Annotated in this window: 22 protein-coding genes; all 22 read left to right on the top strand. The window is 43.9% G+C overall.

Features of this window, described 5'->3' with window-relative positions; genetic code table 11:
- Position 1: 1 nt before the first annotated feature.
- Positions 2 to 1,003: a membrane protein insertase YidC gene (yidC, locus tag Q0J48_RS01505; RefSeq protein ID WP_296240956.1), complete on the top strand. Its 1,002-nt coding sequence runs from the start codon at positions 2 to 4 to the stop codon at positions 1,001 to 1,003.
- A gap of 15 nt (positions 1,004 to 1,018) precedes the next feature.
- The gene (locus tag Q0J48_RS01500) at positions 1,019 to 1,645 is read left to right on the top strand and encodes a R3H domain-containing nucleic acid-binding protein (protein ID WP_296240955.1); all 627 of its coding nucleotides are present in this window, start codon (positions 1,019 to 1,021) and stop codon (positions 1,643 to 1,645) included.
- A 41-nt stretch (positions 1,646 to 1,686) separates the two neighbouring features.
- Positions 1,687 to 2,247, top strand: coding sequence for an aminoacyl-tRNA hydrolase (pth, locus tag Q0J48_RS01495; protein ID WP_296240954.1), 561 nt, complete (start codon positions 1,687 to 1,689; stop codon positions 2,245 to 2,247).
- Between the two features lie 12 nt (positions 2,248 to 2,259).
- Positions 2,260 to 5,661 (top strand): transcription-repair coupling factor, encoded by a 3,402-nt coding sequence (mfd, locus tag Q0J48_RS01490; RefSeq protein ID WP_296240953.1) that lies wholly within the window; start codon positions 2,260 to 2,262, stop codon positions 5,659 to 5,661.
- Entirely contained in the window at positions 5,640 to 5,906 is a 267-nt protein-coding gene (locus Q0J48_RS01485; protein WP_296240951.1) for an RNA-binding S4 domain-containing protein, read from the top strand. Before mfd ends, Q0J48_RS01485 begins: the two co-directional genes overlap by 22 nt.
- Positions 5,893 to 6,312, top strand: coding sequence for an NUDIX domain-containing protein (locus Q0J48_RS01480; RefSeq protein WP_296240949.1), 420 nt, complete (start codon positions 5,893 to 5,895; stop codon positions 6,310 to 6,312). The genes Q0J48_RS01485 and Q0J48_RS01480 overlap by 14 nt, the downstream gene beginning before the upstream one ends.
- Complete coding sequence (locus Q0J48_RS01475; RefSeq protein WP_296240947.1) at positions 6,279 to 7,487, top strand: HD domain-containing protein; 1,209 nt, start codon at positions 6,279 to 6,281, stop codon at positions 7,485 to 7,487. Before Q0J48_RS01480 ends, Q0J48_RS01475 begins: the two co-directional genes overlap by 34 nt.
- Positions 7,484 to 8,308 (top strand): Cof-type HAD-IIB family hydrolase, encoded by an 825-nt coding sequence (locus tag Q0J48_RS01470; protein WP_296240944.1) that lies wholly within the window; start codon positions 7,484 to 7,486, stop codon positions 8,306 to 8,308. The genes Q0J48_RS01475 and Q0J48_RS01470 overlap by 4 nt, the downstream gene beginning before the upstream one ends.
- 91 nt (positions 8,309 to 8,399) lie before the next feature.
- Positions 8,400 to 9,281: a YitT family protein gene (locus Q0J48_RS01465; RefSeq protein WP_296240943.1), complete on the top strand. Its 882-nt coding sequence runs from the start codon at positions 8,400 to 8,402 to the stop codon at positions 9,279 to 9,281.
- Positions 9,282 to 9,362: 81 nt separating this feature from the next.
- Complete coding sequence (locus Q0J48_RS01460; protein ID WP_296240941.1) at positions 9,363 to 9,728, top strand: DUF1934 family protein; 366 nt, start codon at positions 9,363 to 9,365, stop codon at positions 9,726 to 9,728.
- Positions 9,715 to 11,349, top strand: coding sequence for an arginine--tRNA ligase (gene argS, locus Q0J48_RS01455; RefSeq protein WP_296240936.1), 1,635 nt, complete (start codon positions 9,715 to 9,717; stop codon positions 11,347 to 11,349). Before Q0J48_RS01460 ends, argS begins: the two co-directional genes overlap by 14 nt.
- A 25-nt stretch (positions 11,350 to 11,374) precedes the next feature.
- Positions 11,375 to 11,710, top strand: a complete 336-nt coding sequence (gene rpoE / locus Q0J48_RS01450; RefSeq protein ID WP_296240934.1) for a DNA-directed RNA polymerase subunit delta — start codon at positions 11,375 to 11,377, stop codon at positions 11,708 to 11,710.
- A 125-nt stretch (positions 11,711 to 11,835) separates the two neighbouring features.
- A complete protein-coding gene (locus tag Q0J48_RS01445; RefSeq protein ID WP_296240933.1) occupies positions 11,836 to 12,666 on the top strand; it encodes an ABC transporter permease in 831 nt (276 codons plus the stop codon).
- An 11-nt stretch (positions 12,667 to 12,677) separates the two neighbouring features.
- Entirely contained in the window at positions 12,678 to 13,493 is an 816-nt protein-coding gene (locus Q0J48_RS01440) for an ABC transporter ATP-binding protein (protein WP_296240932.1), read from the top strand.
- On the top strand, positions 13,490 to 13,882 hold the full coding sequence (gene tagD, locus Q0J48_RS01435) for a glycerol-3-phosphate cytidylyltransferase (RefSeq protein ID WP_296240931.1): 393 nt from the start codon (positions 13,490 to 13,492) through the stop codon (positions 13,880 to 13,882). The genes Q0J48_RS01440 and tagD overlap by 4 nt, the downstream gene beginning before the upstream one ends.
- Positions 13,875 to 16,106, top strand: coding sequence for a bifunctional glycosyltransferase family 2 protein/CDP-glycerol:glycerophosphate glycerophosphotransferase (locus Q0J48_RS01430; protein ID WP_296240930.1), 2,232 nt, complete (start codon positions 13,875 to 13,877; stop codon positions 16,104 to 16,106). The genes tagD and Q0J48_RS01430 overlap by 8 nt, the downstream gene beginning before the upstream one ends.
- A gap of 14 nt (positions 16,107 to 16,120) precedes the next feature.
- Complete coding sequence (locus Q0J48_RS01425; protein ID WP_296240929.1) at positions 16,121 to 17,320, top strand: CDP-glycerol glycerophosphotransferase family protein; 1,200 nt, start codon at positions 16,121 to 16,123, stop codon at positions 17,318 to 17,320.
- On the top strand, positions 17,317 to 18,417 hold the full coding sequence (locus Q0J48_RS01420) for a CDP-glycerol glycerophosphotransferase family protein (protein ID WP_296240928.1): 1,101 nt from the start codon (positions 17,317 to 17,319) through the stop codon (positions 18,415 to 18,417). The genes Q0J48_RS01425 and Q0J48_RS01420 overlap by 4 nt, the downstream gene beginning before the upstream one ends.
- Before the next feature lie 103 nt (positions 18,418 to 18,520).
- Positions 18,521 to 19,231: a 16S rRNA (guanine(527)-N(7))-methyltransferase RsmG gene (rsmG, locus tag Q0J48_RS01415; RefSeq protein WP_296240926.1), complete on the top strand. Its 711-nt coding sequence runs from the start codon at positions 18,521 to 18,523 to the stop codon at positions 19,229 to 19,231.
- A gap of 1 nt (position 19,232) precedes the next feature.
- Positions 19,233 to 20,006, top strand: coding sequence for an AAA family ATPase (locus Q0J48_RS01410; RefSeq protein ID WP_296240925.1), 774 nt, complete (start codon positions 19,233 to 19,235; stop codon positions 20,004 to 20,006).
- Positions 20,007 to 20,011: 5 nt separating this feature from the next.
- A complete protein-coding gene (locus tag Q0J48_RS01405) occupies positions 20,012 to 20,881 on the top strand; it encodes a ParB/RepB/Spo0J family partition protein (protein WP_296240924.1) in 870 nt (289 codons plus the stop codon).
- A 45-nt stretch (positions 20,882 to 20,926) separates the two neighbouring features.
- A complete protein-coding gene (locus tag Q0J48_RS01400) occupies positions 20,927 to 21,844 on the top strand; it encodes a homocysteine S-methyltransferase family protein (protein WP_296240923.1) in 918 nt (305 codons plus the stop codon).
- The last annotated feature ends 152 nt before the right edge of the window (positions 21,845 to 21,996 follow it).

Here is a 21,996-nt window from a genome sequence, read left to right as displayed (position 1 = left end):
CATGGCCAATCTATTAAAAGGGAAGATGAAGATCTTATTTCTTTGTCTGTTTGTCTTGTTGACATGTACGGCTTGTTCCAGTCCCCGTGCAACGGATGGAAAATTAAAAGTCGATCAGATCATTTCTTCAGAAAAAGTAGAGATCAGAAAAGATCTTGTCAATGTTACGGATATTGAAGATAAGGATCTGAAAAAAGAATATGCGAAATACGATGATGATGATTTGATCACGATCGAGCCGATGACGTTTGGAGAAGCTTTCTCCTCCGGATGGTTTACCGGATTGATCGTATGGCCTTTGGCACAGCTGATCAATATTATCGCATCTTTCACCGATGCCGGATGGGGAATCATTTTGACAACGATCTTGATTCAGGGAGTTGTCTTCTTATTTACGAAGAAATCCCAGATGTCTTCGCAGCGTATGCAGGAGATCCAGCCGGAAATGCAGCGGATCCAAAATAAATATGCCGGAAAGACCGATGATCATTCGCGTTTGATGATGGCACAGGAAACGCAGAAACTGTATCAGAAATATGACATTCATCCATTTGGTACGCTTTTGGTCACTTTGATCCAGCTGCCGATCATGATGGGTGTGTATTATGCGATGACACGTGCCAGCAGTGTGGTATTGGGAAGCTTTATGGGAATCAGCTTGTCTCAGACTCCATTATATGGCTTCCAACATCTTGAGATTGCGTATATCGTGATCTATGTCTTGATGATCATTTGTTCTTTGGTTTCTTTGAAGATGCCGCAGATCTTAAAGAAACGCCAAGACAAGATCGACCATGTCAAGAAAAAAGAATATTTGGATACCAACAACAGTGCCATGAACAGTATGAATACAACAATGTATTTCTCCACTGGTCTGATTGCCATTCTTTATATTTCGTGGCCAATCGCCATGGCGTTCTACTGGTTAGTTTCTTCTTTGACCAGAATGTGCTTCAGTGTGTTCTTACACGCTATGATCGTAAAACAGAAAAAAGCGTCGTAAGAGGAGGAAACAAGGATGGAATTCAAACACTATACAGAAAAAACATTGGATGAAGCTTTAAAAAAAGCCGCACAAGATAAAGGTGTGTCGGTAGAAGAACTCCACTATACGATCGTGGAAGAAAAAAGCGGATTCTTAGGCGTTGGAAAATCCGTAGAGATCGAAGTATATTGCGAAAAAGATGTGGAAAACTTCCTAGTTTCTTACATTCAACAATATTTCGACAATGCGCAGCTGGATGGAACGGTGACCATTGAAAATGATCATGGATTCTATCGCATCACGGTGGATACTTCCAATAACGGGATCATGATTGGAAAAGGCGGCAAGTCTTTACAGTCATTCAATCGTTTGGTCAAAGCGGCCGCCAGTGCCGAATTCAAAAAACGCGTCGGCGTTTTGATCGATGTCAACGGTTATAAAGAAGATCGTTATGAAAAGATCACACGTATGGCTGTTCGCGTGGCTAAAGATGTGCGTCGTACCAAGATTGATGCTTCTTTAGATCCTATGCCGGCCGATGAACGCAAAGCGATCCATAACGCGTTGGCCAATATGGAAAATATCACGACACAATCAAAAGGAGAAGGAGCACAGCGTCATTTGTGCATTCTGTATTCTCCAGGAAAAGAAGTCGAATAAAAACGGGAAGTTTTCCCGTTTTTTTTGAAAGGAACCAGAAAATGAAAGTTTGTATCGGATTAGGAAATCCTGGAAGAAAATATGAAAATACACGCCATAATGCAGGATTTATGGTGATGGATCGGCTGGCTGATCTTTGTAAAGTCAGCTTTGATCAAGAAAAATTCTCGGCTTATTTTGCCAAAACCAAGATCCAAAATGAAGATGTGATCTTATTAAAACCAACGACCTTCATGAATAACAGCGGTTTTGCATTGCGCCAATGTATGGATTTTTATAAGATCAGCACACATGATGTCTTGGTGATCTATGATGATGTCGATCTTCCGGTCGGAAAGATCCGTCTTCGTCAAAAAGGGAGTGCCGGAGGACATAACGGCATCAAAAGCATCATTCAATGTATCTTTACCAATGAATTTGATCGTATTCGAGTAGGTGTAGGAAAAGATCCGCAGATCGATATGATCCACTGGGTATTGGGAAAATTCAAAGAAGAAGAAAGTCCTCTCTTACAAGAAGCCATCGAACAAAGTGCCCAGGCTGCTTATTATTCTTTGACCCACTCTTTTATGGATACGATGAATCAGTATAATAAAAAATAAGAAGGAGTAATTTTGAATCAAGAGATCTTAGAGCGACTGCAAAAAGAAGAAATTGTTCAGAACTGTATCGAACCACATCAATCGATCGGTTCTTTGTCTTTGATGGAAGAAGCATTGATGTTGACGGCGACTTTTTTAAAGACAAAACAGACAATGGTCGTTGTGAAGAAAAACCAATATGAAGCCAATCAGCTCTATCGCCGCATCTCACTGATGTTGGAGGATGTGCTGCTTTTTGTCATGGAAGAAAGTTTGCGCGTTCAGGCGATTGCCAGTTCCCCGGAAGACAAAAATGAAATGATCATGACCTTGACCCAGATCGTACAAAGAAAGAAACCCTTTCTGCTGATCTGTTCAACGGCTTCATTTACCCGTTATTTGCCCGATCCTGCTTTTTTTCGATCCAACTGTATGGATCTTACGGTCGATCAGGAATTGGATCTGCATACTTTAAAAGAAAAGTTGATTCGTATCGGCTATACCCGTCTTAATTATGTCGACCGTCCTTGTACTTTTGCCAGCCGCGGCGGGATCATCGATATCTTTTCATTAGAGTATGAACATCCGATTCGCATCGAATTTTTTGATACCCAGATCGAATCGATTCGTTTTTTCGATGAAACAACCCAAAGAACGATCCAAAAGATCTCCCAGGTCCACATCTCTCCGGCAACGGATCTCTTGTTTCGCGATGACCAGATCCAGGAAATCAAAGAGAACGTTCTACTTTCCTTAGAAAAAGAAAAAAGACGACTCAAAGAAAGCCAGGATCAGGAAATGCTTCAGGATCACATTGAAGCCGATCTGCGATATCTGGAAAGTTATGAACCAGAAAATATTCTTTATTTTTATTTTCCTTATACAAAAACATATTCTTTGATGGATTATTTAGAAGGAACAATCTATTTTAGTTCGATTGAAGAGGTCCAAAGGGCTTTAAAGAAACTCAATGAAGAGAACATTACCTATATTCAGGAACGAGTCCAAGATCATCTCTCTTTGCCCAAATATATGCTCTTTTGGGATCTGGAATCGCTAAAAAAAGGAAGAAAGACGATCCATTTTCATGAATTTGTCCATTCAGATTTTGCGACCAGTTCTTTTCAGAGCCTGGAAAAAGCCGTGCAGCCGCTTTTGATGCAGATCAAAGGACTGGACCGCAAAAAGAAGATCTATTTTGCCTTGGAAGAAAAAGAACTCCAGAAAGTCAAAGGATGCTTAGAAGACAACGCGATCGATCTTTCCTATGAAGGGATCGAACCGGAATTCTATGAAGGCTTTATCTTACAAGATATCCAAGTGGTGACCGCCAGAGAACTCTTTGTGCAAAGTCCTGTCCATCATCGCTATCAAAAGACCTTTAAAGAAGGAAAGATCTTGGAAGATGTAATGGAATTGGAAAAAGGCGATTATGTCGTACACGAACAATATGGAATTGGTCAGTATTGCGGAATCGTGACCCGGGAATCACACGGAAAAAAACTCGACTATCTCTATATCCTGTATCGCAACAACGACGAACTCTATGTTCCGTTATCACAATTTCAGCTGGTCAGAAAATACATTTCAAAAGAAGGAGCCGGCATCCAGCTTTCTAGTCTAGGAAGCAATGCCTGGAAAAAGACCAAAGAAAAAGTATCCGAAAAAGTGGAAGAAATTGCGGCTCGTTTGGTGGAATTGTATTCTTTGCGCAATGAAGATATTGGCTATGCTTTTCCTCCGGATGATGCTCTTCAACAAGAATTTGAAGATGCTTTTCCCTACGAATCTACACCGGATCAGCTGCGGGCCACGGCCGAAATCAAAAAAGAGATGGAAAAGCCCAAACCGATGGACCATCTCTTATGCGGCGATGTCGGTTTTGGAAAGACCGAAGTGGCGATGCGCTGTGCTTTTAAAGCCATTTCCAGCGGCAAACAAGTGGCTTTTTTATGTCCTACGACGATCTTGAGCATGCAGCACTATCAGACCGTACAACAGCGCTTTGCGGATACTGGTGCGAATATTGCCCTGGTCAATCGCTTTATATCGGAGCGCGAGATCCATCAGATCCAAAAAGATCTGAAAGCCGGACGTATTGATATCGTGATTGGAACGCATCGTTTACTGAATGCTTCTTTTGAATATAAAGATCTGGGATTTTTGATCATCGATGAGGAACAGCGATTTGGGGTAGAACATAAAGAAAAGATCAAAGAAATGAAAAATACGATCGATGTGCTTTCTTTGAGTGCTACACCGATCCCGCGGACCTTACAGATGTCATTGATCGGAGTTCGTACGATCTCCCAGCTCAATACCCCGCCTGCCCGACGCCATCCGGTCCAGACTTATATCATGGAAAAACGCGGCAGTGTGATCAAAGAGATCATTTCTCGAGAATTGGCGCGCGATGGCCAAGTCTTCTATTTATATAATCGTATAGAGCAGATCTATATCCTTGCCAATCAGCTCCAAGCCCAATTTCCCGATGCCAAAGTCGGGGTGGCCCACGGACGAATGGAAAAAGAGACCATCGAAGAGACGATGCTGGATTTTGCCCAGGGGAAATTTCAGATCTTGGTCTGTACGACGATCATCGAAACCGGATTGGATATCGCCAATGCGAACACCATCATTATTGAGAATGCCGACCGGTTCGGATTGTCGCAACTGTATCAGATCCGCGGCCGTGTCGGTCGAAGAGAAAAGATCGCGTATTGTTATTTGATGATCCAACCCGATAAAGAATTGACAGAAACAGCGCAGAAGCGTTTAAAATCCATCAAAGAATTTACGCGCTTGGGAAGCGGCTACAAAATTGCCATGCGCGATTTGACCATTCGCGGGGCTGGGGATCTTTTAGGGCCTCAGCAAGCCGGATTTATTGATCAAGTGGGTCTCGACCTGTATTTGGAAATGTTAGGCAGTGCGATTGCCCGCCATAAAGGCGAGCCGCAGAAACCAGAACTGACCAAGACGGCCAACATCGGATTTCAAGGTCACATTCCGGAAAACTTTACCGAAAATGACGGAGATAAATTATCCATCTATCAAAAGATCAAATCCATTGATCGTTATGAAGATCTGGAAGCGTATCAAGAGCGCATCAACGACCTCTTTGGAAAGATCCCTGGCGATGTTCGCCAGATCTTTGAACAAAAACGCTTTGATCTCTTTGTCAATCAACCCGGAGTCGACAGTCTCAAAGAAGAAGATAAGGCTTATGTTCTGACTTTTGATGAAACGTTTTCGGCGACTTGCGACGGTGTTGCCTTATTTGAGACGATCAATGAAATCAGCCGAACGATCGATCTGACCTTAAAAAATAAAAAGATCCAGATCCGGATCCCGAAGAAAAAGAAAAAAGATCTTTTGATCCAAACATTAACGACAGTAAAGGAGAAATTCTTATGCGACTCGATAAATTCTTAAAAACCGCGCGGATCCTAAAACGCCGGGAAGCTGCCAAGGAATTGGCTCTGCAGCAGCGAATCTGGGTCAATGACCGGATCGCAAAGCCAAGTACAGAGATCCAGATCGGGGATCAGATCCGCATTCGTTTTGGATATCGCATCTTAGAAGTCAAAGTGACGGATATTCAAAAACAAGTTTCGAAACAAAATGCCCAAACTTTATTTGAAGTCGTGAAAGAGGAAAAACTCGATGAAGAAAATTGATGTCGTTTGCGGTGTCCTGATCCAAAAGGAACAATGCCTGATTGCGAAGCGATCGACCGGAGATTCAATTGGGAAATATGAATTTCCCGGCGGCAAAGTAGAACCTGGAGAAACAAAAGAAGAAGCTTTGATCCGGGAATTTCAAGAAGAACTGCAGATCGAGCTGGATCAAGTCTATTACTTGGATCACAGTGTGGACAGACAAAACGGCAAAGAGATCGAACTGACTTGTTTTGCGTGTACCTCCCAACAAAGACCGATTGCCAGTCTGGCACATTCCGAGCTTGTTTGGACCACGCCGGACCATATCTATGATCATGATTTTTTTGAAGCGGACCGCGGACTGGTCCAGACATTACAGAAGGAGTGGCTATGGCTCAAAAAACAGATGAAACCAAAGTCTTAAGAGATCCGATCCATGGATATATCCATGTCAATGATCAGGTGATCTGGGAATGTATCAATGCCCGGGAGTTTCAGCGGCTGCATCGCATCCATCAGCTGGGAGGCGATTTTCAAGTCTATCATACGGCAGAACACTCTCGATTTTCCCATAGTTTAGGTGTTTATGAGATCACCCGACGCATGATCTCAGAAGTTCAAAGCTTATCGCAGGCTTTGAGTGAAGAAGAAAAGATCGAGGTTCTCTGTGCCGCTTTACTGCACGACCTGGGCCATGGACCGTTTTCTCATTTCTTTGAAACAATCACGCAGATCCCGCATGAACAGATGACGACATCTTTGATCTTGGATCCTGCCACGGAGGTCCATCAGGCATTGGTCAAAGTGGATTCGCAGCTGCCGAAGCATGTGGCCGGGATCATTGATCATACCCATCCCAAGACGATCTTGTCGCAGATCATCTCTTCGCAGTTAGATGCGGATCGAATGGATTTTTTGCTTCGCGATGCGTATGAAACAGGAACCAGCTACGGGACCTTTGATTTAGAGAGAGTGTTGCGAACGCTTCGTGTTCATGAAGGCAAGCTCTGTGTCAAAGAAAGCGGAATGCATTCGATCGAAGACTACATCATGGCCCGATATCATATGTACTGGCAAGTCTATCTGCACCCGGATGCCAAGAGTTATGAAAACTTGATCCGGATCTTCTTTGTGCACTATTTGAAACAAGACCAAGTATCGATCCCGATTTTTGAACCTTTGAAACAAAAACGCTTATCCAATGAAGATTTTATCTTGATGGATGAATATCGCTTGATGGTCGGATTTCAGGAGGCTCTTCGCTGTTTTGATCCGGTCTTAAAAGATCTGGCATGCCGCATCTTGGATCGTCATCTGTTTGGCTGGATCGAAGATCCAGAACTTCAGCAGGAACAAGAGATCAAAGACAAGCTTCAAGATCTGGGGCTGGATCCTTCGATTTATACCGTAGAGGAGATCTCTCAGTCAAAAGCTTATCTTCCTTATCAGGAATCGGATGAGAATACAACAATCTGGATCTTGAGCTCAAAATCCGCTTTGGAGCCGCTCTCTTCTTGTTCTGAGATCGTCAAAGCGTTATTAAAGATGCCCAATACCACTAAAAAGCGATTCTATTTCGCCAAGGAAGCTTTGCGATGAAAACGATACGATGGATCGTCAGCGATCTGGACGGCACTTTATTCAATGATCAAAAAGAAATTTCTCAATTCAACCAGGAAATGATCAAAGCTCTTTTTGAACACTCGGTCCCGTTTGGGATCGTAACGGGCCGACCGGTCCAACAAGTAGCTGATCGTTTTCAAAAGTTAGGATTATCTCCTTATTTATCATTTATCATTGGGATGAACGGCGGTTCTTTTTTGAATCTATCTACGCAAAAGATCCAAGTTTTTCATCCGTTAGAGTTTCCAACGATCCAAACGATCCTAGAGCACTATCAAGATCTGGATCTCTGTTTTCAAGTGTTAGAAAATACGACCCGCTATGTCAATCGGTCAACACCGCGATCGCTTGCCTATACCCATCGTTGTAAAGAAGAGGAAGAGATCGTAGACTTTTTATCGTATTGTCGAAGGCATCCGATCTTAAAGCTGATGATCTATTGTGATCCGGAAAAGATGGATGCGGTTGTTCAAAGAGCTAAGACGCTCTCTTTACCGAAATGCCGGGGGATCCAAACGGACGATTGTATGTTTGAATGGATGGATCAAAGGATCCATAAAGGGGCCGCTTTGGAATATGCGGCCGAAGTTCTTGATTTGCCACTTTCGTCTTGTCTGGCATTTGGTGATGCCGATAACGATCTGGAGATCTTTGAAAGAGTCGGGGTCGGTATCTGTGCTCATAACGGCACGTCCAAGGCCAAAGAAAAAGCGACGATCGTCTCTGCTTTTACCAACGAAGAAGACTTTGTCGGGCGTACGATCCAAACATTGATCACAAATGACTTTCATTGGTGAACAAAACGAAAAAAAGATATAAAAAATGTGAACACATGGTTGAATTTTAAAATCAAAAGGGCTAGTCTAATAAAGGATTTGGAGAACGATTATGATACGACAGATTCATGAACTCGAAAAAAACCAGAAGATCCATCTTGTGATCTCGGTGGTCTTGATCATCGCCAGTGCTTTGATCCAATCGTATATTATGCAGGTCTTCATGGACCCTTGTAATTTGTTGTCCGGAGGTTTTACCGGGATCTCAATCTTGATCAGCCGCATCACAGCGTTAGTGGGATTTGATTTTCCCGTCTCGGTAGGGATCATTCTTTTGAATCTGCCGGCCGCGATCTTGTGTTATAAACAGCTGTCGAAACGCTTCGTATTCTTGAGCTGTCTGCAGTTTGGACTGGTCTCTCTTTTCTTGGAGATCCTGCATTTTGAACCCTTCTTTGATGATCAGACCTTGAACGTCTTGTTTGGGGGTCTGCTTTGGGGGTTCTCGATCGCGATGGCTTTGCGGGCCGGAGGATCGACCGGAGGAACCGACTTTATTGCGCAATATGTATCGAATAAGATCCATAAAGGCATATGGGATTATATCTTTGCCGGCAACTGTATCATGCTGGTGATCTTTGGGGCCATCTTCGGCTGGGTCCATGCGGGATATTCCATTGTGTTCCAGTTCTTGTCCACCAAAGCGGTCTCCAGCTTATACCAGCGATATAAACAGATCACCTTGGAGATCATGACCAAAGATCCGGAACCGGTGATTGAGACCTTTATGGAAACGTGTCATCACGGGATGAGCATCTTTGAAGGATATGGCGGTTTCAGCCACAGCAAGATCTTCGTCTGCAAGGCTGTTGTCAGTACGTATGAAGTACAGGACGTGATCTATAACGTTCGCAAGACCGATCCCAACGTGATCATCAACACGTATCACACTGCCAATTTTTACGGACGGTTTTATCAAAAACCATTGGATTAGAATCATCAGACGAAAGGTCAGCTCTTTCGTCTTTTTCTTTTTCTTTGCATTTTTGTGTTTTTATGATATATTTCTTGCGCTATGGTTCAAGTTCGTCTGCTGGATCTTCAAAACGATCAAGAGATCTTTTCCGGAAATGCCCATTTCTCCTATCGGCCCCACGGGATCTGTTGGGAGTTTGGTCACTATGTATGGAAAGCTTATGAAGATACACTGATCATCGATAGTCACCATGAAGTCCATGTGCATCTGATCTGCCGTCCAGGCAAACAAAGCCAGGCAACGATCCAGACCGAATATGGAGAGATCCGCTTGCATTGCCAGACGAGTCTATATACAATAAATGAACGTTCTATCGAAGTACGATACACATTGGAAATGGAAGAACAGATCGAACACTTTCATTTTCGTCTAGAAATAAAGGGGGCCCACTATGCATTCCATTGAAATTGAATTAAAACAGGCCATTGTCTCAAGTATTGAAAAGGCTTTTGGGATCCAAAGAGAATTGGATCAGATCGTGATCGAAACGCCGAAACAAAAAGGGCACGGAGATTATTCAACGAATGCGGCGATGCAGCTGACGAGGATCTTAAAACAGAATCCTCGACAAATCGCAGAAAAGATCGTCGATAATTTTGAACAGGAAGATGTTTCTTCGATTGAGATCGCCGGACCTGGTTTTATCAACTTTACGTTATCCAGCACACGATATACCAAAGTGATCGAAGAAGTGTTAGAGAAAAAAGAGAAGTTTGGAATCCAACCTTCTAACGGGATCAAAGTGGATCTGGAATATGTCAGTGCCAATCCGACAGGATCTTTGCACTTGGGACATGCGCGCGGCGCTGCCTGGGGAGACAGCTGCGCCCGGATCTTAAAAAAAGCCGGATATGAGGTGACAAGAGAATACTATGTCAACGATGCCGGCAATCAGATCACCAATCTGGCATTATCCTTGAATGCCCGCTATCGTCAGGCCCACGGGATCGAGACCGAGATCGGTCAAGACGGCTATCTGGGAGAAGATGTTCGTCAAAAAGGTTTTGAGCTCGCCCAACAATATCCTCACCAGTATTTGGAACCGACACCGGAAAATTTGGCATTCTTCCGCAAGGAAGGGATCGCCTTTGAACTGGATAAGATCAAGAGCGATCTTCATGATTATCGTGTGGAATTCGATGTCTGGTCCAGCGAACAAGCCATTCGCGATGCCGGGAAAGTGGAAGAAGCTTTAAAGGTCCTGGATGAAAAAGGGTATACGTATCAGGAAGAAGGCGCTTTGTGGTTTGCCACGACCAAGTTTGGCGACGATAAAGACCGCGTGCTTCAAAAAAGCGACGGGTCCTATACCTATCTTGTTCCGGATATTGCCTACCATAATGATAAATATCAGCGGGGGTTTGATCTGCTGGTGGATTTCTTTGGAGCTGATCATCACGGCTATATCCCGCGTTTAAAAGCCAGTATGCAGGCCTTAGGCAACGATCCAAACAAATTGGAAGTCGATATCATCCAGATGGTTCGTCTGGTCTCCAACGGGGAAGAAGTCAAGATGTCCAAACGCCTGGGCAATGCGACGACGATCTCGGAGCTGGTCGAAAGTGTCGGTGTCGATGCCGCCCGCTATTTCTTTGTGCAGCGGGCCTTAGATTCGCATTTGGATTTTGATGTGGAACTGGCCAAAAAGAAATCCAATGAAAACCCGGTCTATTATGCCCAATATGCCCATGCCCGGATGTGTTCGATCCAAAAACAGGCACAAGATCTGACCGTTGCCGATCATTTTGATCGCTTAGATCATGAAAAAGAGATCGAACTGATGAAGGGCCTGCAGGAATTTAATAAAGTGATCATCGAAAGTGCCCGCACAAGACAAGTCCATAAAGTATGTCACTACATTCAAGATCTGGCAAGTCGTTTCCACAGTTTCTATAACGCCTGCAAAGTCATCGATCCGCAAGATCCGGATCTGTCCAGCCAGCGTTTGGCATTAGTGAAAGCGACGCAGATCGTCTTGGCGAATGCTTTGGACTGTATCGGTGTAGAAGCCGTAGAATCGATGTAAGAGTTTTAAAGGAGATTTAAGTTTTATGAAACAGTCAATGACCGATGTTGCCTATGAGTTTTTAAAGGAAGGCAATGACGCAATGCCGTTTATTGAGCTTTGGACACGCGTATCGCATGCGATGGGGTTCAATGAAAGTCAGTTTGATGACAATATTGCGCAGTTTTATACCGATCTGTCTATTGACGGACGCTTCTTCTCGATGCCGGGAAACAGCTGGGATCTGAGAAGCCGTCACACGTATTCGGAAAGTGTGATGGATACCGATTCGATCGCAATCGATGAGGATGGAGACGATAGCGAAGAGCTGTTGGATCCGGAAGAAGAAACTAAAGAAGAGTCTGACGAAGAAGAGTCATGATTTCGTTACCTTTTCGCTCTATGCTTAGATTGGAAAGGAGACAAGATGCGTAAGAAGGGTCTGCCGGCAGGCAGGCCCTTTACTTAAATTAGGTTATAGAATACAATGAGAAACGAGGAAAATCTATGTTTAAAAGTATACAGTATGTGATTCGTGAAAACCTGTCCAATCTGTTTCGGATCTACTCGATCTCCAAATATGAATTGCTGGCGGACATGCGAGATTCAAAATTCGGGATCTTTTGGAATTTCGCATCCCCGGCGATCCAGGTTTTTACTTACTGGCTGATCTTTGGGGTAGCCTGGGATCGTCAGCCTATCGAAGTCAAAGGGATCTCTGTTCCCTATCTTCCCTGGCTGGTGGTCGGTTATGCGATCTGGTGGTTCATTCAGCCTTGTATCCAAAAAGGATGCAGTGCGATCTTTTCCAAGACCGGTGTGATCACCAAGATGAAATTTCCGGTCTCGGTCTTGCCGGCGACCATTGTCTGTAAAGAGCTGTTCAATCACGGCTGTATGCTGGTGATCATGTTTGTCACGCTGTTTTTATGCGGCTATACACCGAATATAAATTGGCTGTGGATCTTGTATTATATGTTTTGTGCTTTTGCGTTTTCGGAAAGCGTGTCTTTGATTTTATCGGTGCTGACGATGTTATGGCGCGATATCAAGAAACTGGTGACCAGTCTGATTCGGATGTTCATGTATTTTTCACCGGTGATCTGGGAGTGCTCGTTTTCATCAAGCGTGCCTTTTGCCGCGGTTTTGAACTCCATCATGAAACTCAATCCGGTTTACTATATCATTCAGGGATATCGCGATGCGATCTTCTATGGACAGACAGTCTTTGATCATCCGCTTCTGACCTTGTATTTCTGGGGTGTGGTGCTGGTCTTGTTTGCGATCGGCTGTGCCTTGATGTTTAAGTTCAAGAAGAAATTTATCGATTTGATCTAGAGAGGGATCCTATGACAGAATACGCAGTGAAAGTAGATCATGTCTCTAAGATCTACCAGTTAAAAAATAAAGATGGTTCGCATGCGAAAAAGCAGTTCTATGCTTTGCGGGATCTGTCTTTTCAAATCGAACAGGGTGATGTCGTCGGCATCTTAGGAACCAACGGTTCCGGGAAATCGACCTTGTCTTTGATCTTGGCAGGAATCAGCGATATCGACGGCGGAACTTTGGATATCCGGGGAGAACAGGCCTTGATTGCCATCAACACCGGGTTGAATCCGCAGCTGACCGGTGAAGAAAATATCAAAGTCAAAGGCGCTTTATTGGGACTGAAGAAAAAAGAGATCGAACAGATCACGCAAAGTGTGATCGATTTTGCGGAACTGGGAGACTTCTTATATCAGCCGGTCAAAAAGTATTCCAGCGGGATGAAATCGCGTTTGGGATTTTCTATATCGCTGGCTTTGGATCCGGATATCTTTATCGTCGATGAGGCTTTATCCGTCGGAGATAAAGGATTTGCGAAAAAATGTATGGATCATATGATGAAGCTCAGAAACAATCAAAACAAGACGATCTTCTTTGTTTCCCATTCCATGTCGCAAGTCCGCAAGTTTTGCCAGACGGGTTTATGGATCGAAGGAGGAAAACTTCAAAAGATCGGCCCGATCCAGGAAGTCTGTGATGAATATGAAGCTTATGTCAATGAGCTGAATGCCTTGGATGCCAAGGAAAAGAAAAAAGTATTGAAAAAGAAATTTGATCAGCGGCTCATCCCCCTCCAAAAGAAGGGATTTTGGGCCCGGCTGACAGGAGGGATAAAATGAAAACCGTGATCACTTATGGAACCTTTGATCTCTTTCATATCGGACATCTGAATCTGTTGAAAAGAGCCAAAGCGTTAGGAGACTATTTGATCGTTGCCGTCAGTAGCGATGAATTCAATTTAGGCAAAGGTAAAGTTTGCCAGATCAAGGATACCGATCGCATGCAGATCGTGGAAGCCATCCGCTACGTGGATAAAGTGATCCCGGAGACGAGTTGGGAACAAAAGATCGAAGATGTCAAAAAATACAATGTGGATGTCTTTGTGATGGGAGATGACTGGAAGGGAAAATTTGATTTTCTGAAGGATTATTGTGAAGTGGTATATCTGCCTAGAACGGAAGGAATTTCAACGACGCAGTTGAAAGATGAGCTCAAACATCATGACTGATCTGACTGTTATTCTGCCTTTTCACGATTATCCTCATTATTTAAAAGAAGCCTTGCGGTCTTTAAAAGAATCACAGTTTTCTGATTTTAAAGTTCTTTTGGTTTTGGATCATCCTTTGGTGGATGTGAAGCCGATCCTTGAAGATTTTAGCGAACTTGATTTGAAAGTGGTCCAATTAGAAGAAAAGAAGGGTACAGCGGCTTGCCGCAATGCGGGAATCCGTGCTTGTGAAACTAACTATCTCTATTTTCTGGACAGTGACGACTATGTCTTGGAATCAACATTTTCGAAATTGATGGAAAATGTGCAAGAACAGGATCTGGTCTATGGAACGGTCCGCAACACGTGGAACAACAAAGCGAATTTTATCGAAAAGATCCAGAAAGAAGAAATTGATGAAGAAGATCAGCTCGAAAAAGAACAGGCCCGACAGGAAAAGATCCAGAGTGCTTTAGATCGTTTTTCGCAGTCTGATTCGGAAAAGATCAAAGCTCTTTATCATACATTGATCAAGCGCAGCGGATTTCAGAAAGTCACATGTCTTGGCAATCTTTATCGGACAAAGTTTCTGGTGGAGAATGATTTGTATTTTGAAGAAGATCTTCGCTATTTCAGCGATCAGATCTTTCTTTCTCGTGTCTTGGAAAAAGCCCGGACTTTTTTAGAAGCACCGGATGCCTGGTATGTGAAACGCAAGCATAACGATCCAATCCATGAACCAAGTCTGGATCAGGAAGACAGTGAAGACCGGTTTGAAGAACGCTGCCGCAGTGTGGAGATTGCCCGAGACTATCTGGATCCAAACGGACCGGTGCGGTACAGCCTGGATCGCAAGCTGATTCGTTATTATTCAAAACAAATGATTCGTCATATTCGTCGTTCAAAGGAAGAAAAATGGAGAACGACTTACTTTGAGAGGATCCAAAAAACGATTGCGGACAGTGCGCCGCAAGCATTGGATGAATTGAGCCGGTCAACAAAGCGCCTGGTCCTGCCTTTGATCGAAGGCGATCTGAAAGGGGTCCAAAGAGCGATCCGCTGGCGTTTTGGCAAAGGCAAGCTGGCTTCGATCTTTAAGAACAAGAATAAGAATACGCTGTATAAATTGGCTTATTATCATCGTTATCTCAAACTGCCGATCAAAGAAAATGTAGTGTTGTTTGAGACTTTTATGGCGAAGAATTATTCCGACTCACCCAAATATATCTATGAAGCTTTACAGAAGATGGCACCAGGAAAATATGAATGTGTCTGGGCGATCAACGGCAATCATGATATTCCTTATGGGGCCAAGTGTGTTAAGCGCTTTTCTTTTCAGTATGCTTATTATTTGGCCGTAAGCAAATACCTGGTTTTTAATGTGCGTCAGCCCTTATGGTATCGCAAACGGGAAGGACAGATCTTTTTGGAGACGTGGCATGGAACGCCTTTAAAACGGCTCGTCTTTGACCAGGAAGAGGTGACCAGTGCCTCACCGAAATATAAAGAACAGTTCTATCGTCAACGTCAGGAATGGGATTATCTGGTCAGTGCCAATCCATTTTCATCGAAGACTTTCCGCAGCTGTTTTCTCTATGAAGGAAAGATGTTGGAATATGGATATCCGCGAAACGATATTCTCTATGCGCCGGACCGGGATCAAAGAGCGCAGGCGCTCAAAGCGAAACTGGGGATCCCTAAAGAGAAAAAGACGATCCTTTATGCGCCGACCTGGCGGGATGATGAACATTATGGCAAAGGAGAATATAAGTTTACCTTGGCCTTGGATCTGCAGAAGATGAAGACGCTGCTCGGGAAAGACTATGTTCTTTTATTGCGGACGCATCATTATATTGCGGATAAGATCGATACGACGGGCCTGGAGGGCTTTGCGTATAATTTGAGTTCGTACGATGATATTTCGGAAATCTATTTGATCACAGATATCTGTATCACAGATTATTCCAGTGTCTTCTTTGATTTCGCGAATTTAAAACGGCCGATCTTATTTTATACGTATGACATTGAAAAATATAAGAATCAGTTAAGAGGGTTCTATATCGATATGCACACTGAAGTACCGGGGCCTTTACTGTATACCAGTGAAGAAGTGATCGATGCGATCTTACATATTGATCAGATCCAGAAACGCTATGCCAAACGCTATGAAGAGTTCTATGATCGGTTCTGTTGTTTCGACGACGGACATGCCAGTGAAAATATTGTAAAAGAAGTATTTCAATAGAGTAGGGGGATGTTATGTTCTTCTTGCGACTGATCAAAAAATGGGCCGGGAAGCTGATTCGTCTTCTTTATAAAATGTTGTATCGGTTCGTTTCGGTCGATGATAAACAGGTGATCTTTATCTCGTTTCATGGACGGGGATATTCGGATAATCCACGCGCTATTTATGAGGCGATGATCCAAGATCCAAGATGGCAAGGCTATCGTTTTATCTGGTTTATCAAGCACCATAAAAAGAAAGGTCTGCAAATTCCGGGAGCCGAGATCAAAGAGTATTTCAGCTTTTCTTATTTTTATCATTTGTCGAAAGCGAAATTTTGGGTCGTCAACTGCAAGCTTCCGCTTTATATCTGTAAGAAACCGGAACAAGTTTATTTACAGACTTGGCATGGGACGCCTTTGAAACGGCTGGCACACGATATCGATGTAGCCGAGGATACGACATTTTATCGTTCGGCGGTGAGCTATGAACAAATGTGTCACAGCTATGATGTCGATGTGGCCCGCTATAACTATATGATCTCTCCCAATGCTTTTTGTACAGAAGTCTTTCCGCATGCCTTTGGGATCGATCCGCAAAGGCTGGTGGAAACGGGTTATCCGCGCAATGACTTTATCGTCAATGCGACCCAGGAACAGATTCTTTCCATCAAAAACCGTCTGCAGCTGCCGATGGATAAAAAGATCATTCTTTATGCACCGACATGGCGGGATAATTCGTATGTCAGTGCCGGCTACACGTTTGAATTGAAAGCGGATTTCCGCTTATGGAAAAAGATCTTGGGCGAAGACTTTATCGTCTTGTTCAAACCGCATTATTTGATCATCAATAAATATCAGGATGATCCGTCTTTAAAGGGATTTTTATATTCGATCCCGGCAGCGGCCGAGATCAATGAATTGTATGTGATCAGCGATATCTTGATCACAGATTATTCCAGTGTGTTCTTTGATTATGCGATCTTAAAACGGCCGATGTATTTCTATATGTATGATCTGGAAAATTATGCCAGTGATCTAAGAGGTTTCTATCTCGATATCACCAAAGATCTTCCGGGGAAGATCTATCGCAGTGAAGAAAAGCTTTGTCAAGATATCCAGGCAGGCGTCTATGATCGAAGCAAACTGGATGACTTTTCAAAACGCTTCAACAATCTGGATGACGGACATGCCTCAAAACGCGTTCTGGATCTGTTGGCAGGAGAACAGGCATGAAACTGGAACAATGGATCTTAAAGATCGTTTTAGGGATCTTGAATGTTTTGACCGGATGGATGAAACCGCAGCCCAACCGCATCACGTTTATCAGTATGACCATGGATCATTTGAGCGGAGATCTGGCTTTGATCGATCAGGCATTAAAAAAAGAAGCGAAGTTTCAGATCCATTATGATCTGATGCAGATCAAAAAGACGCTCTGGGGCGATTTTCTCTACTTTCTGGATCTTTGTCGGCAGCTGATTGAGATCAAAAAGAGTCAGCTGGTGATCTTAAATGACAATAATTATGTTGTCTCCCACTATAAACCCAGAGGCACGAAAGTCTTACAAGTATGGCATGCCTGCGGGGCCATCAAAAAATTCGGGAACCAGATCGAACGCTCCTACGAGATCAAAGGCTACGATGCGATCCTTTGTAGTTCGAAATACTGGCAAGCAATTTATGCCGAAGCCTTTGAAGTTTCTTGCGGGCAAGTTCATGTGACGGGAATGCCGCGGATCGATGAGTTGATGGATTTCCAAAAGCAGGAAAAACAGAAAGAAGAATTCCTGCGGAAGAATCCGATCTGCCGCCACAAGAAAAGCATCTTATATGCACCGACATTTCGGGGCAATATCATCAAAGGCTTCCAAGTGGCCAGTTTTGATATTCCAAAGGTCTTGGATGCCTTAGGGGATGACTATGTGATCCTCTATAAATTTCATCCGCTTTTACCGCCGGTATCGATCGATCATCCGCGGGCCGTCGATTGTCAAAAAGAAGATCTGTATACACTGATGACCCTCAGCGATGTCTTGATCAGCGATTATTCATCGGTGATCCTGGATTATTCGCTGCTGGAGAAACCGATGATTGCTTATATCGATGATCTGGAAGAATATGAAGATTCGATCGGTTTGAATATCGACTATCGAAATGAGTTTCCGGGAGCGATCTGTACGCAGGAATCGGATCTGGTCCAGGCGCTCCAAAATTTGGAAAAGGATCCAAGATTGGATGCCTTCCGTCAAAAATATATGGCTTATGCCGATACACACAATACGCAAAGAGTTGTTTCTTTGATTCACGAACTGATGAAGACCACCGATTAAGGTGGTTTTTTGTTTGGATGAGAAAAACTGACACGAATGATGGCAATACTTGCGATAGAGTGTCTCTAGGAAACAAAAACGATCTTTGATATAATGTCTTCGCATGGAAAAAGTAATAGACGCGAAAACATTTCAGCTGGCTTGTGAAGAAAATGGGATCCCTGTCAGCGAATATCAGTTAGAACAGTTCCAGAAGTATATGGATCTGCTTTTGGAATGGAACGAGAAGATGAATCTTACGGCGATCACCAAGCCGGAGGAGATCTGGTCGAAACACTTTTTGGATTCGATCCTGCCGTTCAAAGATTGTTCCATCACTTCTTTTTGTGATGTCGGCAGCGGGGCCGGCTTTCCTTGTCTGCCGCTGAAGATCGTGTTTCCTCAGTGGGATTGTACGATGATCGAACCGCTGCAGAAGCGGTGCCGCTTTTTGGAGCATGTGATCGAAAGCTTACAGTTGGAAAAGATCCGGGTCATCAATGCCCGGGCTGAAGATGTGGCCAAAGAACATCGCGAGCTCTTTGACTGTATCAGTGCGCGAGCGGTTGCGCGTTTACCAATCTTGTTGGAGCTGTGTGCTCCGCTTTGTAAGGTCCAAGGGAAGATGATCTTTCTGAAAGGAAGAAGCGGCTTGGAAGAGCTCCAGGAAGCCCAAGAAGCTTTAAAGATCTTGCAGGTTCGTTTTGATTGTCAAGAAACGGTACAGATCGAAGAAGCGGCGCATATCAATTTGTATTTTACGAAAGAAAAAAAGACTTCGAAAAAATATCCTCGTCCGTATGGACAGATCAAAAAGAAGCCTTTAGGGGGTTAATATGTCAAAAGTTATTGCCATATCCAATCAAAAAGGCGGTGTCGGAAAAACGACGACCGCAATCAATTTAAGCAGCGGACTGGCGTATATGGGTAAAAAAGTATTGTTGGTGGATCTGGATGCGCAAGGCAATGCCACCCAGGGATTGGCAGCTTTATCCCATCGCGGACAGCTCAGCATCCATAACGCTTTGTTGGAGAAAGAACCGATCGAACATGTGATCGTTCACAAAAAAGAACCGCCGATCGATATCGTGCCGGCCAATATTATGCTGGCGGGGGCCGATCTGGAACTGGATAAGATCGGAAACGGAAAGGAACAAGTTCTTAAACAAGCTCTGGCTCCGGTTCGTGATCAATACGACTATATCATCATCGACTGCCCGCCCAGTTTAGGGATCTTGAACACGAATGCTTTGACGGCAGCAGACAGTGTGTTGATCCCGGTGCAGTGTGAATACTATGCTCTGGAAGGGGTGACCCAGTTATTATTGACGATCCGCCTGGTACAGCAGCTTTATAATCCGGATCTGAGAATCGAAGGGATCCTGATGACCATGTTTGATATCCGCACCAAGCTCAGTGTGGAAGTTTCACAAGATGTACGTCAAAACTTTGGGAAACAAGTCTACCAGACCAGTATTCCTCGAAATATCAAATTATCGGAAGCACCATCGAGGGGAATGTCGATCTTTGAATACGATGTTTCCAGCTCTGGAGCGAAAGCTTACGGAGATCTGACTAAAGAATTGATCAAACGCAATGAAAGAGGGTGAGTCCCATGGAGAATAAACGTCTGGGCAAAGGTTTGAACCAACTGTTTGGCCAAGATGTAACGAAGATGTTGGATGAGATCCAAAGCGGAGAGGTTCATACCGAATCGCAAGAGCAGGCAAAGATCAAGGTGGCGGACATTCGTCCCAACCCGTATCAGCCGCGTAAGATCTTTGATGATCAGGCTTTACAGGAGCTCAGCCAAAGCATCCGACAACATGGTGTGTTTACACCGATCTTAGTGAAAAAAAGCATTCAAGGTTATGACTTGATTGCCGGCGAACGACGCCTTCGCGCCAGCAAGCTGGCAGGCTTGGAAGAGATCCCGGCCATTGTCGTCGAGATGAGCGATCAGGAAATGATGGAGATCGCTTTGTTGGAGAATATCCAGCGTGAGGATCTGAACGTCATTGAAGAAGCCAAGGCTTATGAACAGCTGATGCATCGCTTGGAATATACCCAGGAGCAATTGGCGAACCGTGTTGGGAAATCCCGTGAACATATCACGAATACGCTTCGTCTTTTGAAGCTGCCGGAAGATGTGCAGGATCTGGTCGTCCAAAAGAAACTGACCATGGGTCATGTGCGTGCTTTGTTAGGGCTGAAGGACGAAAGCGATATGCGAAAGGTCGCCAAACAGGCGATCGAGCAGGGGTTATCGGTTCGTAAAGTAGAACAGATTGTCAAGGACAAGACGGCAAAAAAAGAAGAGGTCAAAGAGGAACAGGATCCCTATGTTCGGGATGCGAAAGATCGCCTGGAAGAATTTTTTCAGACCTCTGTCAATATTACCAATCATTCGGTATCGATCCATTATGAAGATGTCAATGATCTCAATCGTTTATTGGAATTGTTAGGATTGGTCGAGGAAGCGTAGGGCTTCCTCTTTTTCTATGTATAATAGAAGCAAATGAGGTGAATCATGGATTTTAGAAAATTGATCAAAGAACACCCGACGATCTTGATGGAAGGGGCCTTGTCGCAGCGGCTTCAAAGAGAATATGGAATCTGTTTGGATGAACAAATCGATTTGGCAGGCCTGGTCTATGATCCGCAAGCCAGAAAAGCTCTCAAGACTTTATGGGAACAATATAGGACGATCGCAGAAAAATATTCTTTGCCTTTTATAGCGACGACACCGACGAGGAGGGCCAACCGCGAACGCATTGGAAGGTCCGTATTTGATGAAGATTTGTTTCAGAAAAATGTGGATTTTTTGCGTTCTATTCAACAGGAAAGTCAAGTAGAGATGGCAGTAGGTGCCTTGATGGGATGTCGAGGAGATGCTTATACGGGCGAGGGTGCTCTTACGGAAGAAGAGGCGTTTTCTTTTCATGCCTGGACAATCGAGAATTTCAAGAAGGCAGAAGTTGATTTTTTATATGCGGCCATTATGCCAACTTTACCAGAAGCATTGGGTCTGGCTCGTGCTGCCGATATTTCCGGACTTCCTACTATCCTTAGTTTTACGATTCAAAGGGATGGAAAACTGATCGATGGAACAACGATCCATGAGGCCATCCAAGAAATCGATTCTAAAACCGTGAATTCCCCTGTTTTATATATGGCAAATTGTGTTCATCCCACCATTCTCTATCAGGCATTATCCCATTCTTTCAATCAGACGAAACGGGTAAAAGAAAGATTTTTGGGAATCCAGGCCAATACATCTCCACTCTCTTTCGCACAATTGGATCACTCTGCAGATCTAAAAAGTTCGGATCCGGATGTATTTGCACAGCAGATGCTTCGATTAAGAGAAGTCGCAAATATTCATATATGGGGCGGATGTTGCGGAACCGATCAGCGTCACATGGAAACCTTGGTCAGAAATTTGTAAAAGTTCTTTGTTTTCTGTATAATGGACCCATTCATGGAGAAAAAAGAAAGAACATAGCGCCAGGACTGTCTAGTACAGTTGACGAGGACCAGGTTTTTCGAAAGATTCGGCGGGTGACCTGGAGGCTGGATACGGCCTGAACAATGGACAAA

It is taken from the genome of uncultured Faecalicoccus sp., from assembly GCF_944325745.1.
Lineage (GTDB): Bacteria > Bacillota_I > Bacilli_A > Erysipelotrichales > Erysipelotrichaceae > Faecalicoccus.
The sequence above is the reverse complement of the archived record's forward strand: the minus strand, read 5'-3'. Positions and strand labels throughout refer to the sequence as shown.

Bases quoted from the DNA above. Each gene is read 5' to 3' on its own strand.
- yidC (WP_296240956.1), top strand. From the start codon at position 2: ATGGCCAATCTATTAAAAGGGAAGATGAAGATCTTATTTCTTTGTCTG.
- Q0J48_RS01500 (WP_296240955.1), top strand. From the start codon at position 1,019: ATGGAATTCAAACACTATACAGAAAAAACATTGGATGAAGCTTTAAAA.
- pth (WP_296240954.1), top strand. From the start codon at position 1,687: ATGAAAGTTTGTATCGGATTAGGAAATCCTGGAAGAAAATATGAAAAT.
- Q0J48_RS01485 (WP_296240951.1), top strand. From the start codon at position 5,640: ATGCGACTCGATAAATTCTTAAAAACCGCGCGGATCCTAAAACGCCGG.
- Q0J48_RS01480 (WP_296240949.1), top strand. From the start codon at position 5,893: ATGAAGAAAATTGATGTCGTTTGCGGTGTCCTGATCCAAAAGGAACAA.
- Q0J48_RS01475 (WP_296240947.1), top strand. From the start codon at position 6,279: ATGGCTCAAAAAACAGATGAAACCAAAGTCTTAAGAGATCCGATCCAT.
- Q0J48_RS01470 (WP_296240944.1), top strand. From the start codon at position 7,484: ATGAAAACGATACGATGGATCGTCAGCGATCTGGACGGCACTTTATTC.
- Q0J48_RS01465 (WP_296240943.1), top strand. From the start codon at position 8,400: ATGATACGACAGATTCATGAACTCGAAAAAAACCAGAAGATCCATCTT.
- Q0J48_RS01460 (WP_296240941.1), top strand. From the start codon at position 9,363: ATGGTTCAAGTTCGTCTGCTGGATCTTCAAAACGATCAAGAGATCTTT.
- argS (WP_296240936.1), top strand. From the start codon at position 9,715: ATGCATTCCATTGAAATTGAATTAAAACAGGCCATTGTCTCAAGTATT.
- rpoE (WP_296240934.1), top strand. From the start codon at position 11,375: ATGAAACAGTCAATGACCGATGTTGCCTATGAGTTTTTAAAGGAAGGC.
- Q0J48_RS01445 (WP_296240933.1), top strand. From the start codon at position 11,836: ATGTTTAAAAGTATACAGTATGTGATTCGTGAAAACCTGTCCAATCTG.
- Q0J48_RS01440 (WP_296240932.1), top strand. From the start codon at position 12,678: ATGACAGAATACGCAGTGAAAGTAGATCATGTCTCTAAGATCTACCAG.
- tagD (WP_296240931.1), top strand. From the start codon at position 13,490: ATGAAAACCGTGATCACTTATGGAACCTTTGATCTCTTTCATATCGGA.
- Q0J48_RS01430 (WP_296240930.1), top strand. From the start codon at position 13,875: ATGACTGATCTGACTGTTATTCTGCCTTTTCACGATTATCCTCATTAT.
- Q0J48_RS01425 (WP_296240929.1), top strand. From the start codon at position 16,121: ATGTTCTTCTTGCGACTGATCAAAAAATGGGCCGGGAAGCTGATTCGT.
- Q0J48_RS01420 (WP_296240928.1), top strand. From the start codon at position 17,317: ATGAAACTGGAACAATGGATCTTAAAGATCGTTTTAGGGATCTTGAAT.
- rsmG (WP_296240926.1), top strand. From the start codon at position 18,521: ATGGAAAAAGTAATAGACGCGAAAACATTTCAGCTGGCTTGTGAAGAA.
- Q0J48_RS01410 (WP_296240925.1), top strand. From the start codon at position 19,233: ATGTCAAAAGTTATTGCCATATCCAATCAAAAAGGCGGTGTCGGAAAA.
- Q0J48_RS01405 (WP_296240924.1), top strand. From the start codon at position 20,012: ATGGAGAATAAACGTCTGGGCAAAGGTTTGAACCAACTGTTTGGCCAA.
- Q0J48_RS01400 (WP_296240923.1), top strand. From the start codon at position 20,927: ATGGATTTTAGAAAATTGATCAAAGAACACCCGACGATCTTGATGGAA.